The organism is Streptomyces corallincola (assembly GCF_019104725.1).
Classification (GTDB): Bacteria; Actinomycetota; Actinomycetes; order Streptomycetales; family Streptomycetaceae; genus Streptomyces; species Streptomyces corallincola.
Map to the genome: position 1 here is coordinate 44142 of NZ_JAHRXF010000007.1, position 18462 is coordinate 62603.

12 protein-coding genes are annotated in these 18462 nt (G+C 69.8%); 10 read left to right on the top strand and 2 right to left on the bottom strand.

Translation table 11 applies throughout. The annotated features are described in order from the left end of the window. Positions 1-58: 58 nt before the first annotated feature. The gene (locus KUM39_RS07465) at positions 59-3862 is read right to left on the bottom strand and encodes a GH92 family glycosyl hydrolase (protein WP_217784622.1); all 3804 of its coding nucleotides are present in this window, start codon (positions 3860-3862) and stop codon (positions 59-61) included. 343 nt (positions 3863-4205) lie between these two features. Here KUM39_RS07465 and ngcE point away from each other — a divergent pair, with 343 nt between their 5' ends. The 10 genes from ngcE to KUM39_RS07515 all read left to right on the top strand — a co-directional run bounded on the left by ngcE (position 4206) and on the right by KUM39_RS07515 (position 17979). Continuing rightward, positions 4206-5657 carry an N-acetylglucosamine/diacetylchitobiose ABC transporter substrate-binding protein gene (gene ngcE / locus KUM39_RS07470; RefSeq protein ID WP_217784623.1) on the top strand — a complete coding sequence of 484 codons (1452 nt, stop codon included), beginning with the start codon at positions 4206-4208 and terminating at the stop codon, positions 5655-5657. 29 nt (positions 5658-5686) lie between these two features. Continuing rightward, complete coding sequence (locus tag KUM39_RS07475; RefSeq protein ID WP_217784624.1) at positions 5687-6613, top strand: carbohydrate ABC transporter permease; 927 nt, start codon at positions 5687-5689, stop codon at positions 6611-6613. Positions 6614-6618: 5 nt separating this feature from the next. Then, positions 6619-7542, top strand: a complete 924-nt coding sequence (locus KUM39_RS07480; protein WP_217784625.1) for a carbohydrate ABC transporter permease — start codon at positions 6619-6621, stop codon at positions 7540-7542. A 422-nt stretch (positions 7543-7964) separates the two neighbouring features. Next, entirely contained in the window at positions 7965-9176 is a 1212-nt protein-coding gene (locus KUM39_RS07485) for an ROK family transcriptional regulator (RefSeq protein WP_217784626.1), read from the top strand. Between the two features lie 122 nt (positions 9177-9298). After that, positions 9299-10423: a sugar ABC transporter substrate-binding protein gene (locus tag KUM39_RS07490; RefSeq protein WP_217784627.1), complete on the top strand. Its 1125-nt coding sequence runs from the start codon at positions 9299-9301 to the stop codon at positions 10421-10423. Positions 10424-10625: 202 nt separating this feature from the next. Next, positions 10626-11417 carry an ATP-binding cassette domain-containing protein gene (locus KUM39_RS07495; protein ID WP_217784628.1) on the top strand — a complete coding sequence of 264 codons (792 nt, stop codon included), beginning with the start codon at positions 10626-10628 and terminating at the stop codon, positions 11415-11417. Next, entirely contained in the window at positions 11414-12706 is a 1293-nt protein-coding gene (locus KUM39_RS07500; RefSeq protein WP_217784629.1) for a sugar ABC transporter permease, read from the top strand. The genes KUM39_RS07495 and KUM39_RS07500 overlap by 4 nt, the downstream gene beginning before the upstream one ends. A gap of 145 nt (positions 12707-12851) precedes the next feature. Further along, positions 12852-14771, top strand: coding sequence for a 1-deoxy-D-xylulose-5-phosphate synthase (dxs, locus tag KUM39_RS07505; protein WP_217784630.1), 1920 nt, complete (start codon positions 12852-12854; stop codon positions 14769-14771). Positions 14772-14917: 146 nt separating this feature from the next. Further along, positions 14918-16432 carry an amino acid permease gene (locus tag KUM39_RS07510; protein WP_308288076.1) on the top strand — a complete coding sequence of 505 codons (1515 nt, stop codon included), beginning with the start codon at positions 14918-14920 and terminating at the stop codon, positions 16430-16432. An 80-nt stretch (positions 16433-16512) separates the two neighbouring features. Next, a complete protein-coding gene (locus KUM39_RS07515) occupies positions 16513-17979 on the top strand; it encodes a glycosyltransferase family 39 protein (RefSeq protein WP_217784632.1) in 1467 nt (488 codons plus the stop codon). Here KUM39_RS07515 and KUM39_RS07520 read toward each other — a convergent pair. Further along, positions 17943-18377, bottom strand: coding sequence for a PIN domain-containing protein (locus KUM39_RS07520; RefSeq protein ID WP_217784633.1), 435 nt, complete (start codon positions 18375-18377; stop codon positions 17943-17945). The genes KUM39_RS07515 and KUM39_RS07520 overlap by 37 nt on opposite strands. Positions 18378-18462: the final 85 nt, after the last annotated feature.

The following is an 18462-nucleotide window of genomic DNA, read 5'->3' on the forward strand; positions in this document are numbered from 1 at the left end:
GGCGGGTCCGCTGCGGACCCGCCCCTTCGGCGTTACCTGTCGTGCCGGGTGCCGGGCGTCAGCCCAGCAGCTCCAGCTCCGCCAGCGTGGACTCGCCGTCCAGCACCAGCCGGTACTTCGTGTACGACCCCGGCGAGGCGATCGTGAACGCCCGGGTCTGCTTGTCCCAGGCGAAGGACTCGCCCGAGCGCCGGTCCAGCGTCTGCCACGTGGTGCCGTCCGAGGAGCCCTGGAGGGTCCAGCCGGTCGGCGCCTTGGTGTGGTCGGCCCCGGAGGTCAGCGTGTACTGCGCCGCACGCGTCGCCGCCGCCACCGGCAGGTCCACCGAGGTCACGGTGGCGCTGGTCGCCGAGGTGTTGTCGAACAGCGGCCCGTCGCCCTTGAGGACGTCGGCGCGCGGGGTGGGCACCTTGTCGTCCTGGGTGACCGAGACGGGCGCCGCGTCCTTGCCCGAGCCCCACGCCGACGGCTTGGAGCCCATCGTGAACTGGAGCACCCCGCCCTTCTCCAGCATGGAGTGCGGCAGCGCGGTGGACTTCCAGGGGCGGCCGTTGAAGGTCACGCCCTGGACGTACACGTTCTTCGCGCTGTTGTTGGGGGCCTTGACGACGAGGTCGCGGCCGTTCTCCAGGTGCACGGTGGCCTTCTTGAACAGCGGGGAGCCGATCGCGTACTCGCCGCCGCCCATGACCAGCGGGTAGAAGCCGAGCGAGGAGAACAGGTACCAGGCCGACTGCTCGCCGTTGTCCTCGTCGCCGTGGTAGCCCTGCCCGATCTCGCTGCCGACGTACAGCCGGGACAGCGCCTCACGCACCTTGGCCTGCGCCTTCCAGGGCTCGCTCGCCGCGTCGTACATGTAGATGACGTGGTGCGCGACCTGGTTGGAGTGGCCGTAGTTGCCCATCCGCACGTCCCGGGCCTCGGTCATCTCGTGGATGACACCGCCGTAGGAGCCGACGAAGTCGGTGGACGCGGTCTCCGGGGTGGAGAAGTAGGTGTCCAGCTTGTCACCGAGTCCGGCGCGGCCCCCGTACAGGTTGGCCAGGCCCCGGCTGTCCTGCGGCGCGGTGAACGCGTAGCCCCAGCCGTTGGTCTCGGTGTAGTCGTAGCCCCACACCCGCGGGTCGTACTTCGAGGAGTCCAGCCGCCAGTTGCCCTTGGCGTCCTTGCCCTGGAAGAAGCCGGCCTTCGGGTCGAAGAGGTTGACGTAGTCGCGGGCCCGGTTGAGGAAGTACTCGGACTCCTCCTTGTACCGCTTCTCGCCGGTCTTCTTGTAGAGGGCCTCGCCCATCTTGGCGATGCCGTAGTCGTTGACGTAGCCCTCCATCGCCCAGGACAGGCCCTCACCGGTGGCGGTGGAGGTGTAGCCCAGGAACGGGGAGGTGGCCATGCCCTTGCGGCCGACCCCGGAGGCGGGCGGGACGACGGTGGCGTTCTTCACCGCCGCGTCGTAGGCCGCCTTGGCGTCGAACTTCACGCCCTTGACGTAGGCGTCGGCGAACGCCACGTCCGAGGAGGTGCCGGTCATCAGGTCGGCGTAGCCGGGGGAGGACCAGCGCGAGGTCCAGCCGCCGTCCTTGTACTGCTGGACGAACCCGTCCACCATCTCGCCCGCCTGGGACGGCGTCAGGAACGAGTACGCGGGCCAGGTGGTCCGGTAGGTGTCCCAGAAGCCGTTGTTGACGTACACCTTGCCGTCCACGATCTTCGCACCGGTGTGCGTCGGCGTGTCCTGGCCGGTCATCGCGGAGAACGGGGAGGCGTACTGGTCCTTGCCCGCGACCTTCTCGAAGCCGGAGTTCGGGTAGAGGTACAGCCGGTACATGCTGGAGTACAGCGTGGTCAGCTGGTCGGGCGTGGCGCCCTCCACCTCGACCTTGCCGAGCAGCTTGTCCCAGGCGTGCCGGGCCCCCGCCTTGACGGCGTCGAAGGAGGTGCCCGTCGGGATCTCCTGGCGCAGGTTGTCCTTCGCCTGGTCCACGCTGATCAGCGAGGTCGCCAGGCGCAGCGTGACCCGGTGGTCCGAGCCGGTCCTGAACTTCAGGTAGCCCTTGACGCCGCTGGAGGAGCCGTCGGTGACCCGCTGGTCGAAGACGCCGTACACGAACAGCCGGGTGGCGCCCGTGGACAGGCCCGACTTCACGTCGGAGTAGCCGGTGACGATCCCGTTGTCCTTGTCCAGGGTCAGCCCGGCCTGCTCGGTCACGTTGTCGAACACGACGCTCGCGTCGTCACCCGGATAGGTGAACCGCATCGAGGCCGCGTGGTCGGTCGGGGCTATCTCCGCCTTCAGCCCGTTCTCGAACGTGACGCCGTAGTAGTACGGACGCGCCGTCTCGTTCTCGTGCCGGAAGGCGAGCTGGCGGGCCTCCCGGCCGGTGTCCGGGGTGCCGGACGCGGCGGACGGCATCAGCTGGAAGGTCTGCCGGTCGCCCATCCACGGGCTCGGCTCGTGGCTCGCGCTGAACGCCTGGACGGTCGGCAGATTGGCGTCGTTGTTCGCACGTGCGTACTCGTAGAGCCAGCTGAGCGACGACGCGTTGGTGACCGGCGTCCAGAAGTTGAAGCCGTGCGGCATCGCGGTCGCGGGGAAGTTGTTGCCGCGCGAGAAGCTGCCGCTGGAGTTGGTGCCGCGCGTGGTCTGCGCGTAGTCCGCGAGATGCGCCTTGGGCTTCTCGGGGGCGACCCGCCGGATGTCGATGTCGTCCACCCAGCCCCGGAACTTCGCCGGGCCCTTGGGGGAGTCGTAGGCGAGCAGCACCCGGTCGATGGTCTTCCCCGCCGCGACCGAGCCGATCCGGGACGCCACGCTGTTCCACTGGTTGACGTACAGCGCCTTCGCGTCGCCCTGACCGCGCGGGGTGAGCGGGAACCCGTGCTGGTCGAGCGCGCCCAGTCCGCTCAGGTACGTGCCGTCGGTGAACGCCAGGTCCACGGACACGTTGGTCGCGTCGTAGTCCAGGTCGCCGTCCGCCATCGACGGGAACAGCTTGTACGACAGCTGGGTGTCCCGGCCGACCTTGACGTTGACGTCGAAGACCTTGTTGTACGAGTAACCGCGCCCCTCGGCCGTGTGGCGCCCCGCGTAGCGCAACGCCCGCGTGCCGGTGAAGCCCGCGCGGGCCTTCGCGGTGGGCGAGCCGTTCGGGCCGCCGTCCACCAGGGTCACCATGTCCGGCGGCACCGAGGTGTCGCCGGAGCCGGTGGAGAGCTGGAGGTCGGCGAGCTGGAGGAGGTCCGGAGCGCCCGCGTTCTTCGTCACGTTCAGCCGGAAGTGCTGGTACTCGGCCGGTTCCGACACCTCGTAGGACTTCGTCTGGAACCGGTTGGCGAACGTCTCGCCCGACCGGGTGTCCAGCGTCTTCCAGTCCTTGCCGTCGGTGGAGCCCTGGAGGTTCCAGTCCTTCGGGTCGCGCTCGGCGTGGTCGTTGGCCGAGGTGAGCGCGTAGGCGGCCACCCGGACGGCCTTGTCGAGGTCGAACTCGACCCAGCCGGTGGGCTGGAAGGTGAGCCACTTGCTGCCCGGCTCGCCGTCGGTGAGGTTCTCCTTCACCTCGCCCGCGCTCGCGTTCTCGCCGCTCGCCCGCACATCGGTGACCCGGTCGTTGACGTTGCCCGGAATGCCGGTGCTGTAGCCGCCGTCCACGCCCGAGGCCCGCTTGCTGCCGTCCCGCGCGGTGTCCACGGTGCTCAGCCAGTCCGGTGCCGGGTCGCCCGACTCGAACGAGGACGCGAAGTCGCGGTCCGGTGCCGGGTGCTTCGCGGGCAGAGCCACCGCGGCCCCCTGGGTTCCGACAGCCAGCGCAAAGCCGACTGAAAGGACCAGCACCGGCCCATATCGGTGCCGAGTTCTCCGGTACATCTGGGGAATCCCCTCCTGCGCCCTGTGAGACAACGTTGTCAATTTCCTGCGCAGCAACCAGTAGGTCGTCAAGTGACCCCTGATGTCAAGGGTGTTGGCTGTGGCATTCAGGCGCCTGTGCTGCGGATTTCCCCGGAACGGCCTTCGCGGGCCGCGCACATTTCCGGGAGGTCTCAACTCGGAAAAGACCGGGGCTCCGAGGTGCATTCGATCTTGCTCCGTCCGAGGGAAGTGGACTATACCTGTCGGCGTTTCCCCGCACGATTCGCACGACCCCGCACTACCCGACAGCGGTGCCGGGAGGATCCGGTTCACCGCCTGAGTCCTGGAAGAGGGCGAGGACTTGAGCAAGGGATCCACTGCGCACCACGACGGCGAGGGCGTCGGCCGCCGTGACCTCATCAAGCGCTCCGCGGCGATAGCCCTGGTGGCCGCCCCCGGAAGCGGCCTGCTCTCCGCCTGCGCGAGCAGCGGCGGCAGCGGGCAGAACAAGGCGAAGGGCGGCGAGAAGACCGCGAAGAACCCGCTGGGCGTGGGCGCGGACGCGGGGATGGAGTTCGTCCTCTTCGACGGCGGCTTCGGCAAGGAGTACGCCGAGGACGCGGTGAAGGTGTATCAGAAGGGCTTCCCCAAGGCGAAGGTGAAGTTCGCCGCCACCCAGAAGATCCAGTCCACGCTCCAGCCCCGCTTCAACCAGGGCAACCCGCCGGACCTCATCGACAACTCCGGTGCCGAGCAGATGGACATGGGCGTCCTGGTCGGCAAGAACCAGCTCGCCGACCTCACCCCGCTGCTCGACGCCGCCTCCTACGACGACCCGTCGAAGAAGGTCCGCGACACGCTGCGCCCCGGCATCGTGGAGATGGGCCAGTTCGACGGCCAGCCGGTGTGGATTCTGTACTACGCCTACACGGTCTACGGCGCCTGGTACTCGCGGAAGGCGCTGGACTCGCTCGACGCGGAGTACCCCGAGACCTGGGACCAGATGCTCGCGGTCTGCGCCAAGGCCAAGAAGAAGGGCATGGCGGGCTGGACGTACGCGGGCAAGTACCCGTACTACATCCCGTTCTCGCTGTACCCGATGATCGGCAAGGTCGGCGGGCGCGAGGTGCTGGACGCCATCGACAACCTGGAGCCGAACGCCTGGAAGCACCCGGCGGTCAAGGCGTGCTTCGAGGCGTACTACGAGCTGTACAAGAAGGGCTACGTCCTCAAGGGCACCCCCGGTCTCGACCACATCCAGTCGCAGACCGCGTGGGCCAAGGGCGAGGCGCTGTTCATCCCGAACGGCTCCTGGGTGGAGAACGAGTCGGCCAACGTCATCCCGGCCGACTTCGACCTCGCCGTCTCCGCGCCGACCGGGATCGACTCTTCGGACAAGATGCCGTTCGGCACCATCTGGGCGTCCGGCGGCGAGCCGTTCATCGTCCCGGCCAAGGCGGCGAACGCGCGGGGCGGCATGGAGCAGCTGCGCATCATGCTCTCCGAGGCGTCGTCGAGGAACTTCACGTCCAAGGTGAAGTCGCTGACCGCCTTCAACGGCGGCACCGACGGGATCAGCCTGACACCCGGTCTGAAGTCCGGTGTGGCGGCCCTCGACAAGGCCGGGGACAACGTGGTGAACCCCCGGCTCCAGGACTGGTACGTCCAGCTCCAGAAGGAGAAGATCGGCGTCGGCGGGCTGGGCGAGATGATGGCCGGCCGCCTCACTCCGGCCGAGGCGATCAAGAAGATCCAGGGCTTCGCCGACGAGGCCGCCAAGGACTCCTCGATCAAGCACTACAAGCACCAGTGATCCACACCCCCTGACGCACCGGAGTGGCGATGCAGCACGGCAAGTACCGGTTCATTGTGGGATTTCTGGCCATTCCACTCGGACTGTACGCGCTCTTCGTGATATGGCCGTTCATCCAGTCCATCTACTACTCGTTCACGGACTGGACCGGCCTGAGCCCCGAATTCGAGATGGTCGGATTCGACAACTACACGAGGATGTTCCAGGACGAGATCTTCTGGAAGTCGCTGGAGCACAGCCTGCTGTTCGCCCTGGTGCTGCCGGTGGTGACGATCGGTCTGGCGCTGTTCTTCGCCTTCATGATCAACGTGGGCGGACGGCGCCGGAGGGGTGGCCCCGTCATTACCGGGGTGCGGGGCTCCGCCTTCTACAAGATCGTCTACTTCTTCCCGCAGGTGCTCTCCATCGCCATCGTCGCGCTGCTGTTCGCCTTCGCGTACAACCCGGACAGCGGCGCGATCAACTCGCTGCTGCGCGGGGTCGGCCTGGACGGCCTCCAGCCGCTCTGGCTGGGCGACCCGGACCTCGCGCTGTGGTGCGTGATGGCGGTGCTGGTGTGGTCCACGGTCGGCTTCTTCGTGGTGCTGTTCTCGGCGGGCATGGCCTCCATACCGGCCGAGCTGTACGAGGCGGCGCTGCTGGACGGCGCCGACCGGGTCACCACGTTCTTCCGCCTCACGCTGCCGCTGCTGTGGGACACCGTGCAGTCCGGCTGGGTGTACATGGGCATCCTGGCGCTCGGTGCGGAGTCCTTCGCGGTCGTGCAGATCATGACGACCGGCCCCGGCGGGCCCGACTACTCGACGACCGTGATGGTCCTGTACGTGTACCAGAAGGCGTTCCGGGACGGTCAGGCCGCCTACGCCACCACCATCGGCGTCGCCCTGCTCGTCGTCACGCTCGCGTTCGCCGCGATCGTGATGCGGCTGGGCCGCCGCGAGCGGTTGGAGTTCTGAAAGCGATGACGACGACCGAGAGCCCCGCACCGCTGCCCGCCGGGCCGGGCACACCCGTCGCCAAGACCGACGCGTCCGGGCCCCGCCCCCGCACCGCGAAGAAGGAGGGCGGTGTCCTCAACGTCTTCTCGCACGGCGTGCTGATCATCTGGGCGGTCATGGTCGTGCTGCCGCTGCTGTGGGCGGTGATGACCTCGTTCAAGGACGACAGCTCGATCTTCGGCTCGCCCTGGTCGCTCCCCGACCGGCTGCACTTCGACAACTGGTCGCGGGCCTGGACCCAGGCCAGCATGGGCGACTACTTCCTCAACACGATCCTGGTGGTCGCCGGTTCCCTGACCGGCACCCTGGTGCTCGGCTCGATGGCGGCCTATGTGCTGGCCCGCTTCGACTTCCCCGGCAACCGGTTCATCTACTTCCTGTTCGTCGGCGGGATGAGCTTCCCGATCATGCTGGCGCTGGTCCCGCTGTTCTACGTGGTGAACAACATGGGGCTGCTCAACACCATCCACGGGCTGATCCTGGTCTACATCGCGTACTCGCTGCCGTTCACGGTGTTCTTCCTGACCGCCTTCTTCCGCACGCTGCCGACCTCGGTGGCGGAGGCGGCCTTCGTGGACGGCGCCTCGCACTCCCGGACCTTCTTCCAGATCATGCTGCCGATGGCGAAGCCGGGCCTGATCAGCGTGGGGATCTTCAACTTCCTCGGCCAGTGGAACCAGTACATGCTGCCGACGGTGCTGAACACCGACCCCGACAAGAAGGTGCTCACCCAGGGGCTGGTGCAGCTCGCCGTCAGCCAGGGGTACAAGGGGGACTGGTCCGGGCTGTTCGCGGGGCTGGTGATGGCGATGCTGCCGGTGCTGGCCGCGTACATCGTCTTCCAGCGCCAGGTGGTGGCGGGGCTGACGGCGGGGGCGCTGAAGTAGCGCGGGCCGGGACGGAGGTGCCCCCGGAGTCTTCGCGTCCGCTATTTGCTCGCCGGGTGCCCATCGGCCGGTCACGGCCCGGCAAAGGTCCGGCCGCCCGGATTCCGCATCCGAACGGTCGGCGCCCCGCCGGCGCGGCTCTCCCGGTGCCCCCGGCGACCCGACCCGGGCCCCTCCCGGCCCTGCTCCCGGCACCCTCCGGAGGTGCTCCCGCCCTGCTCGGGAGTGGCGTCACCGTGGCCGGAGCGTGTCCGGCGGGCGACCCGGAGTGTGAGAACGATTTCCCTCAAGGACTTGACTGCGGCAACCCGTACAGCGGAGCTTGGAGTTCATAACTTGTAAGTGGCCCCGGTTCCGCAGATGTGACCCGGGCCACGGGTGGCACAGGGGCCGCCCGGCCGATGGCGGGAGTGGATGGGTCGATGGAGACTCCGGGGTCGCAGTCGTCGCTGCACCGAGCCAACCTGGAGCGGGTCGTACGGGCCGTACGGCTTGCCGGGTCGCTCACGCAGGCGGAGATCGCGCGGACTACCGGCCTGTCCGCCGCCACGGTCTCGAACATCGTGCGGGAGCTGAAGGACGGCGGCACGGTCGAGGTGACGCCCACCTCGGCGGGCGGGCGGCGGGCCCGCAGCGTCTCGCTGAGCGGGGACGCGGGCATCGTCGTCGGCATCGACTTCGGCCACACCCATCTGCGGGTCGCCATCGGCAACCTCGCCCATCAGGTGCTGGCGGAGGAGTCCGAGCCGCTGGACGTGGACGCGTCCTCCGCCCAGGGCTTCGACCGCGCCGAGGAACTCGTCTCCCGGCTGATCGTGGCGACCGGGGTGGACCGGACCAAGGTGGCCGGGGTCGGCCTCGGCGTGCCCGGCCCGATCGACGTGGAGTCCGGCACCCTCGGCTCCACCTCGATCCTGCCCGGCTGGACCGGCACCCGGCCCGCGCAGGAGTTGCGCGAGCGGCTCGGGGTGCCGGTGCACGTGGACAACGACGCCAACCTCGGCGCCCTCGGGGAACTGGTCTGGGGCGCGGGCAAGGGGGTGCGCGACCTCGCCTACATCAAGGTCGCCAGCGGGGTCGGCGCAGGTCTGGTGATCAACGGCAAGATCTACCGGGGTCCGGGGGGCACCGCGGGGGAGATCGGGCACATCACGATCGACGAGTCGGGACCGGTCTGCCGCTGCGGCAACCGGGGCTGCCTGGAGACGTTCACCGCCGCGCGGTACGTCCTTCCGCTGCTCCGGCCGAGTCACGGCGGCGACCTCAGCATGGAGGGCGTCGTCCGCCTCGCCCGGGAGGGGGACCCCGGCTGCCGCCGGGTCATCGCGGACGTGGGGCGGCACGTCGGCAGCGGCGTCGCCAACCTCTGCAACGTGCTGAACCCGAGCCGGGTCGTGCTCGGCGGCGACCTCGCGGAGGCCGGGGAGCTGGTCCTGGCGCCCATCAGGGAGTCCGTGGGCCGCTACGCGATCCCCAGTGCCGCCCGCCAACTCTCCGTCCTTCCGGGGGCCTTGGGGGGCCGCGCCGAGGTGCTCGGCGCGCTCGCCCTCGCGCTGAGCGAAATGGGCGATTCGACCCTGCTTGACGGGTCCGCGATGGGCACCCTCTCGGTGGCCACGCCCGCCTTCACTTAGATAACGAATGGCACCGTTGCCATCTCGTTAAGGATTTACTTCTTGACGCCGTGTGGTGCGGCCGAGTTGACTTCCAGCCACCTCGGCCGCAACGACGCGGCCTCGTCAGGGAGGTTTCTGAAGTGAACACGCGTATGCGTCGTGCCGCCTTTGCTTTCTCCGCCACCGCGATGGCCGTCTCGCTCGCCGCCTGCGGCAGCGCGAAGGAGTCCGGCGACAACCCCGACAGCGGCAAGAAGACCGCCGCCGCCAAGGGCGACGCCATCACCGTCGGCCTGCTGCTGCCGGAGAACCAGACCGCTCGGTACGAGAAGTTCGACAAGCCCATCATCGAGAAGCAGATCTCGGAGCTGACCAACGGCAAGGGCAAGGTTGACTACCTCAACGCCAAGCAGGACGCGACCCAGCAGTCGCAGCAGATCGACACCATGATCACCAAGAAGGTCGATGTCCTGATCCTGGACGCGGTGGACTTCAAGGCGGTCGCGCAGGGCGTCAAGAAGGCCAAGGACGCCGGTATCCCGGTCGTGGCGTACGACCGACTGGCCGAGGGCCCCATCTCCGCGTACACCTCGTTCGACAACACCGAGGTCGGCAAGACGCAGGGCGAGGCCCTGCTGAAGGCTCTGGGTGGCAAGGCCAAGAGCGGCGAGATCGTCATGATGAACGGTGCCGTCACCGACCCGAACGCCAAGCAGTTCAAGGACGGCGCGCACTCCGTCCTGGACGGCAAGGTGAAGATCGGCAAGGAGTACGACACCAAGGAGTGGAAGCCGGAGAACGCCAACGCCAACATGGAGGCCGCCATCTCCGCCCTTGGCAAGGACAAGATCGTCGGCGTCTACTCCGCCAACGACGGCATGGCGGGCGGCATCATCACCGCGCTCAAGGGCGCGGGCCTGAAGAAGCTTCCCCCGGTCACCGGCCAGGACGCCGAACTCGCGGGCGTGCAGCGCATCGTGACCGGTGAGCAGTACATGTCGATCTTCAAGTCCTACCCGCAGGAGGCCGAGACCGTCGCCAAGATGGCCGTCTCGATCGCCAAGACCGGCAAGGTGGACAGCTCGCTGCAGACCTCCACGGTGGACAGCGGCACCGAGAAGGGCATCCCGTCCGTGATCGTGCCCGTCGTCTCGCTGACGAAGGACAACATCAAGGACACGGTCGTGAAGGAGGGTTACTACACCCTCGACGAGATCTGCACGCCGAAGTACAAGTCGGCCTGTGACGCGATCGGCCTGAAGTAACACCGCCGGGGCCGCCCGCACGGCGGCCCCGTCACACCTGCACGGAGGCACCGCGTCCCGTACGCGCGTGCCCCGTGTCAGCGCGTCCGGCGCCCCGCCGCCGACAGCCCCGCAGCAGAACGGCGGGGCGCCGGACGGAACGCACCCCCCTCATTCTTCTTGTTCAACCTCCCGCCGGGGTCAGGCTCGGGCGGCGAAGGAGATGGTTCACGTGTCCGCTACGCCCGTGCTGGCGTTGCGCGGGGTCTCCAAGCGATTCGGTGCCGTCCAGGCGCTCACCGACGTAGAGCTTGAGGTCCACGCCGGAGAGGTGGTCGCCCTCGTCGGCGACAACGGCGCCGGCAAGTCCACCCTTGTGAAGACGATCGCCGGTGTGCATCCCATCGATGACGGTGTCATCGAGTGGGACGGCCGGGCCGTCACGGTCAACCGGCCGCACGACGCCCAGAACCTGGGCATCGCGACGGTCTACCAGGACCTCGCCCTGTGCGACAACATCGACGTGGTCGGCAACCTCTACCTGGGCCGCGAGCTGAAGCGCCGCGGTGTCCTGGACGAGGTCGAGATGGAGCGCCGCTCGCGCGAACTGCTCCAGACGCTGTCGATCCGCATCCCGAGCGTGCGCATCCCGATCGCCTCGCTCTCCGGCGGTCAGCGCCAGGTCGTGGCCATCGCCCGCTCCATGCTCGGCGAGCCCAAGCTGGTCATCCTGGACGAGCCGACGGCCGCCCTCGGCGTCGAGCAGACCGCGCAGGTCCTCGACCTGGTCGAGCGGCTGCGCGAGCGCGGTCTCGCGGTCATCCTCATCAGCCACAACATGGCCGATGTGAAGGCCGTCGCGGACAAGGTCGCCGTACTGCGGCTCGGCCGCAACAACGGGGTGTTCGAGGTCAAGACCACCTCGCAGGAAGAGATCATCTCCGCCATCACCGGTGCCACGGACAACGCCGTGACCCGCCGTGCGGCGCGCAGCAACGCGGAGGCTCAGAAGTGAGCATCGACAAGTCCCAGGCCGCACCCGGCGACACCGTCGCCGAGGAGCCGGCCGTCGCGGCCGACGCGGCCCCCGCCGTGGACCCCCGCCTGCTCGTGCGCGAGCAGGGATTCGGCGGCTACATCACCGAGTTCAAGCGGAAGATGCGCGCCGGTGACCTCGGCGCCGTGCCGGTCGTCATCGGTCTGATCCTGATCTGCGCGATCTTCCAGAGCTTCAACTCGGCCTTCCTCGGCGCGGAGAACCTGAACAACATCTTCGTCGCGATGGTGGCCACCGGCATGATGTCGGTCGGCATCATCTTCGTGCTGCTGCTCGGCGAGATCGACCTGTCCGTCGGCTCCGTCTCCGGTGTCTCCTCGGCGATCACCGCCGTGCTGAGCGTCACCCACGGCGTCAACGAGTGGCTCGCCGTCCTGGTCGCCCTCGCCGCCGGTGCGGCCATCGGCGCCCTGCACGGCTTCTTCTTCGCCCGCATCGGCGCCCCGGCGTTCGCGGTCACCCTGGCCGGTCTGCTGTTCTGGAACGGCTTCATGCTCCAGATCCTGGGCTCCAACGGCACCATCAACATCGACGACGACGGCGTGGTCGGCAAGCTCACCACGTACTACTTCTCCGACGTCGCCGCCGCCTACCTGCTCGCGGTCGTCGCGGTCGTGGGCTACTTCGCGTCGGCCTTCCTCGGCAACCGCCGCCGGGCCGCCGCGGGCATCCCGTCCCGCCCGCTCGGCGACATCGTGCTGCGCACGGTGCTGCTCGCGGTCGCCGCGTTCGCCGTGGCGGTCATGTTCAACCAGTACAAGGGCCTGCCGCTCGCGGTGCTGCTCTTCGCGATCGTCCTGGTCGGCAGCGACTTCGTGCTGCGCCGCACCGCCTACGGCCGCAAGGTGTTCGCGCTCGGCGGCAGCGTCGAGGCGTCCCGCCGCGCCGGTATCAACGTGACCCTGGTCCGCGTCTCGGTGTTCGCCATCGCGGGTCTGTTCGCCGCGGTCGGCGGTCTGTTCTGGGCCTCCAAGATCGCCGCCGCCAACCAGAGCGCCGGTTCCGGCGACCTGCTGATGAACGTCATCGCCGCGGCCGTCATCGGTGGCACCAGCCTCTTCGGCGGCCGGGGCCGCACCTGGAACGCGCTGCTCGGTGTGCTCGTCATCACGTCGATCCAGTACGGCCTCGCCCTCCAGGGCATCGCCACCCCGATCCAGTACATGATCACCGGTGGCGTGCTGCTCGCCACCGTGATCATCGACTCGATCACCCGCAAGACCCAGAAGTCGGCCGGCCGCGCCTAGGCACGGCATCCGGGGGCTTCACCACCCCCGCGACAGTGCCCGGCACCCGAAAGGTGCCGGGCACTGTCGTGTCCCGCGAACGCGGAACATTAGACTCGACAGGCCCGGCAACAAGCTCGATCAGCTCTACTGCAAGGAGGCACGGGTGCCGCTGCTGACCCGCATCTCGGGACCCCGCGATCTGGACCGGCTCAGCCTGGAGGAGCTGGACCAGCTTGCAGAGGAGATCCGGACCTTCCTGGTCGATGCCGTCTCCAAGACCGGCGGCCACCTCGGTCCCAACCTGGGCGTGGTGGAACTGACCATCGCGCTGCACCGCGTCTTCCACTCGCCCGAGGACAAGGTCCTCTTCGACACGGGCCACCAGTCCTATGTGCACAAGCTGCTCACCGGCCGCCAGGACTTCTCCCGGCTGAAGATGAAGGGCGGCCTGTCCGGCTACCCCTCGCAGGCCGAGTCCGAGCACGACGTCATCGAGAACAGCCACGCCTCCACGGTGCTCGGCTGGGCCGACGGCATCGCCAAGGCCAACGAACTCAAGAAGAACGACCGCCACGTCGTCGCGGTCATCGGGGACGGCGCGCTCACCGGCGGCATGGCCTGGGAGGCGCTGAACAACATCGCCGCCGCCAAGGACCGCCCGCTCGTCATCGTCGTCAACGACAACGAGCGCTCCTACGCGCCCACCATCGGCGGCCTCGCCAACCACCTGGCCACCCTGCGCACCACCGACGGCTACGAGCGCTTCCTCGCCCGCACCAAGGAGGTCTTGGAGCGCACCCCGGTCGTCGGCCGCCCGCTCTACGAGACCCTGCACGGCGCGAAGAAGGGCTTCAAGGACTTCATCGCCCCGCAGGGCATGTTCGAGGACCTGGGCCTGAAGTACGTCGGCCCGATCGACGGCCACGACATCGAGGCGCTGGAGTCCGCGCTGTCCCGCGCCAAGCGGTTCGGCGGACCGGTCATCGTGCACTGCCTCACCGAGAAGGGCCGCGGTTACCAGCCCGCCCTCCAGGACGAGGCCGACCGCTTCCACGCCGTCGGCAAGATCCACCCCGACACCGGGCTGCCCATCGCCGCCTCCGGTGCCGACTGGACCTCGGTGTTCGGCGAGGAGATGGTGAAGCTCGGGGAGGAGCGGGAGGACGTCGTCGCCATTACCGCCGCCATGCTCCAGCCCGTCGGCCTGGACAGGTTCGCCAAGCGCTTCCCCGACCGGGTGTACGACGTCGGCATCGCGGAGCAGCACGGCGCCGTCTCCGCCGCGGGCCTCGCCCACGCGGGCGTCCACCCCGTCTTCGCCGTCTACGCCACCTTCCTCAACCGTGCCTTCGACCAGGTCCTCATGGACGTGGCCCTGCACAAGTGCGGGGTGACGTTCGTGCTCGACCGGGCCGGGGTCACCGGCACCGACGGTGCCTCGCACAACGGCATGTGGGACATGTCCATCCTCCAGGTCGTGCCGGGACTGCGGCTGGCCGCCCCGCGCGACGCCGACCAGGTACGCGCCCAGCTCCGCGAGGCCGTCGCGGTGGAGGACGCGCCGACCGTGGTCCGCTTCTCCAAGGGCGCCGTCGGTCCCGCCGTGCCCGCGGTCGGCCGGGTCGGCGGCATGGACGTGCTGCGCGAGCCCGGCACCGACCGCCCGGACGTCCTGCTGGTCTCGGTCGGCGCGCTCGCCCCGATGTGCCTGGAGATCGCCGCCCTCCTCGACCGGCAGGGCATCTCCACCACCGTCGTGGACCCGCGCTGGGTCAAGCCGGTGGACGAGGCGCTCCCCCCGCTGGCCGAACGGCACCGGGTGGTCGTCACCGTCGAGGACAACAGCCGGGTCGGCGGCGTCGGTTCGGCCGTGGCCCAGGCGCTGCGGGACGCGGGCGTGGACGTGCCGCTGCGCGACTTCGGCATCCCGCCGCGCTTCCTCGACCACGCCTCCCGCGCCGAGGTGATGGCCGAGATCGGGCTCACCGCGCCGGACGTCGCCCGCCAGGTAACCGGCCTGGTCGCCAAGCTGGACGGCCGGTACGACCACACCGGGGACGCGGTCGAGACCGCCCGCGACTGACCCTCCCGCGCCGCGCCCCACGGGCCGGTTCCGCCCCCGCTTCCGGTGGCGGAACCGGCCCGGCTGCGTAAATCTGCCTGTGCCGGGCATACGCGCTCCCGGTCCTCTCGACCATGTCGAGGACGACAAGCGTGGGAGGTAGGCACGTGAGCACGCTCTTCAGGACGAAGAACGTCGAGCAGTCGATCCGGGACACCGAGGAACCGGAGCACGCGCTCAAGAAGTCCCTGTCCGCCCTGGATCTGACGGTCTTCGGCATCGGCGTCATCATCGGCACCGGCATCTTCGTGCTGACCGGACAGGTCGCCAAGAACAACGCGGGACCCGCGACCGCGCTCGCCTTCGTGGTGGCCGGTGTGGTCTGCGCCCTCGCCGCCCTGTGCTACGCCGAGTTCGCGTCCACCGTGCCGGTGGCCGGTTCGGCGTACACCTTCTCGTACGCCTCGCTGGGCGAGCTGCCCGCCTGGATCATCGGCTGGGACCTGGTGCTGGAGTTCGCGCTGGGCACGGCGGTGGTGGCGGTCGGCTGGTCGGGGTACATCCGCTCGCTGCTGGAGAACGCCGGGTGGAACCTCCCGGACTACCTCGCGGGCCGGGACGGCGCGCACGGCTTCGGCTTCGACGTGCTGGCCGCCGCGCTGGTGCTGGTGCTGACCGCCGTGCTCGTGCTGGGCATGAAGCTGTCCGCCCGCATCACCCAGGTGGTCGTCGCCATCAAGGTGGCCGTGGTCCTCGTCGTCATCGTCGCGGGCGCCTTCTTCGTCAAGGGCGCCAACTACAAGCCGTTCATCCCGTCCCCGCAGCCCGTCGCCGCGGGCGCCGACCTCAAGGCGCCGCTGGTGCAGCTGATGTTCGGCTGGGCACCCGCCAACTTCGGCGTGATGGGCGTCTTCACCGCGGCCTCGGTGGTGTTCTTCGCCTTCATCGGCTTCGACATCGTCGCCACCGCCGCCGAGGAGACCCGCAACCCGCAGCGCGACATGCCGCGCGGCATCCTCGGCTCGCTGATCGTCTGCACCGTGCTCTACGTCGCCGTGTCCATCGTGGTCACCGGCATGCAGAAGTACACCCGGCTGTCCGTGGAGGCGCCGCTCGCCGACGCGTTCAAGGCCGTGGGGCATCCCTGGTACGCGGGCATCATCAGCTTCGGCGCCGCCATCGGTCTCACCACGGTCTGTCTGATCCTGCTGCTCGGGCAGACCCGCGTCTTCTTCGCCATGAGCCGTGACGGGCTGCTGCCGCGCTTCTTCTCCCGCGTCCACCCGCGCTTCAAGACCCCCTACCGGCCCACCATCCTGCTGGGCGTGGTCATCGCGGTCGTCGCCGGGTTCACCAGCCTCAGCGAACTCGCCGAACTGGTCAACATCGGCACCCTGTTCGCGTTCGTCGTGGTCGCCATCAGCGTGATCATCCTGCGCCGGACCCGCCCCGACCTGCCGCGCGCCTTCCGTACCCCCTGGGTGCCGGTCGTGCCGATCGTCTCGGTGTGCGCCACGCTCTGGCTGATGCTCAACCTGCCCGCCGAGACCTGGCTCCGGTTCGCCATCTGGATGGTCATCGGCTTCGCCGTCTACTTCCTCTACGGCCGCACCCACAGCCGTCTCGCCCGCGGCGAGGACACCCCGGCGACCCGCTCGGGCTCCTCCGGAGGCGCCGGGTAACGCCCGCTTCCGCCCACCGGACCCCCGGCCCCGTATGTCCCGCTCCGTGCGGGTACGCGGGGCCGGATAGCGTGCGGTCCATGCCCGTCGCCCCGCCCGCCACCGCACCCCCGGCCCCGCTCACCCGGACGGCGTACTGGAGACGGCTGGTTCCCGCGCTCGCCGTCCTCGCCGCCCTCACCCGCCTCCCCTCCTTCGCCCGGCCGCTGTGGAACCCCGACGAGGGCTACCTCGCCGTGCAGGCCCGCCTCCTCGCCCACGGCGGACAGCTCTACGAGACGGTCGTGGACCGCAAACCGCCCCTGGTGCCCTGGCTGTACGAAGGCGCCTTCGCCCTCTTCGGATCGGGCTCGCTGACCTCGGTCCGAGTGTTCGCGGTGCTCGCGCAGACCCTCACCGCCGTGCTGCTCGCCTCGACCGCCCGCGGCCGCTGGGGCGACACCGCCGGGCGCACGGCGGGCGTGCTGTACCTGCTGATCTCGGTCGGGCTCAACCCCGAGGACGCCCAGGCCGCCTCCTTCGAGCTGTTCATACTGCCGGGCACGGCCGCCGCCCTGTGGTGTGCCGACCGCCGCCGCTGGGGCGCCGCCGGGGCCGCCGTGGGCTGCGCGTTCCTCGCCAAGCAGACCGGGGGAGCGGCCCTGCTGCCCGTGGCGTGGCTGCTGCTCCGCTCCGGTGCCCCGGCCCGCCCCGCGCTGCTCCGACTCGGCGCCGGGTGCGTACTGCCGGTCGCCCTCGCCGCCGTCCTCACCGACCCGGCGGGCTTCCTGTTCTGGACCGTCACCGGCTCCGCCTCGTACGCCGTCCTCAGCGGCCCGGCGGGGTACGTACTGACCCGCTGCCTGGCCAACGCGGCGATCCTCGCCGTGGCCTGCGCGGGCCTGCTCCCGCCGGTCCTACGGGCCGTGCGGGCGGGTCGCGCCGGAACGGCGGACCTGTGGCTGTGGCTCGGCGCCTCGGCCGTCGCGGTCGCGGCCGGATTCCACTTCTTCGGCCACTACTACCTGCAACTCACCCCGCCCGCAGCCCTGTTGGCCACCGCCGCGCTCCGCACCGCGCCCCGCGTCCACCGCGTACGGGCCGTCGCCACCACCGCCGGTGCCTGTGTGCTGTTCCTCGCCTGGGGCCTGCTCGCCCCGCGCCCCGAACTCGCCCACGCGCAGAAGCTGGCGGCGGCCCTCGCGGGCCGTACGGCACCCGCCGACCGGGTCCTGGTCTGGGGCATGCACCCGGAGACGTACTGGCTCGCGGAACGCACCCCCGCCTCCCGCTACCTCACCGCCGGACTGCTCACCAACTACAGCGGCGGCCGGGCCGGACCCCGGGTCGGCGAACAGTACGCCGTCCCCGGCACCTGGCCCGTCTTCCGCGCCGAACTCACCCTCCACGCACCCGCGTTGATCGTGGACGACTCGCGGGGCCACCCCTACGCCCCGGCCCGCCTCCCCACCCTCCGCCGCATCCTCGCCGAGCGCTACGAGGAGGTGGGCCGGGTGGACGGAGCCGTGTTCTACGCCCCGCTGCCGGACGAACCCGCCGGCCCGTGAGGGGAGTTGCCCCGCGCCTGCCCCAGTACCGTCCGGGGCCCCGCCACCTCGGCACCCAACGCCTCGACACGCGACCGGAGTTCACGGTCGGCCGTGACGACCAGACGGCGGCGGCCGGGATGGGACGCGGTGACCCGCACGATGTGGTCGTCGCCGCTGCCCGGAGCGGACTCGACCAGGACGCCCGGCACCGACTCCACCCCGCGCGCGGCGCCCTCGACCACGAGCACGATCTCGACGGGCTCCACGGCACCGGGCAGCCCGTCGGCGGCCAGCCGGTCACGGAGGCGCTCGGCGGCGCCCCGCCGGTCGCGCCACCAGCCGTCCGGGCGGGAGCCCACCACGTTCGCGCCGTCCACGATCACCAGCGGCACACCGAGCGGATCAGGGTCGTCCATCCCGCAAGGGTCCCACGCCCCCCACCGCCGGACATACGAAGGGCCCCCGCCGGGCGGGGGCCCTTCGTGCGTACCGGTGACGTGC

Excerpts from the sequence above, each read along its gene's own strand:
- KUM39_RS07465 (WP_217784622.1), bottom strand. The coding sequence starts at position 3,862 with ATGTACCGGAGAACTCGGCACCGATATGGGCCGGTGCTGGTCCTTTCA.
- KUM39_RS07475 (WP_217784624.1), top strand. The coding sequence starts at position 5,687 with ATGCAGCACGGCAAGTACCGGTTCATTGTGGGATTTCTGGCCATTCCA.
- KUM39_RS07480 (WP_217784625.1), top strand. The coding sequence starts at position 6,619 with ATGACGACGACCGAGAGCCCCGCACCGCTGCCCGCCGGGCCGGGCACA.
- KUM39_RS07485 (WP_217784626.1), top strand. The coding sequence starts at position 7,965 with ATGGAGACTCCGGGGTCGCAGTCGTCGCTGCACCGAGCCAACCTGGAG.
- KUM39_RS07495 (WP_217784628.1), top strand. The coding sequence starts at position 10,626 with ATGGTTCACGTGTCCGCTACGCCCGTGCTGGCGTTGCGCGGGGTCTCC.
- KUM39_RS07515 (WP_217784632.1), top strand. The coding sequence starts at position 16,513 with ATGCCCGTCGCCCCGCCCGCCACCGCACCCCCGGCCCCGCTCACCCGG.
- KUM39_RS07520 (WP_217784633.1), bottom strand. The coding sequence starts at position 18,377 with ATGGACGACCCTGATCCGCTCGGTGTGCCGCTGGTGATCGTGGACGGC.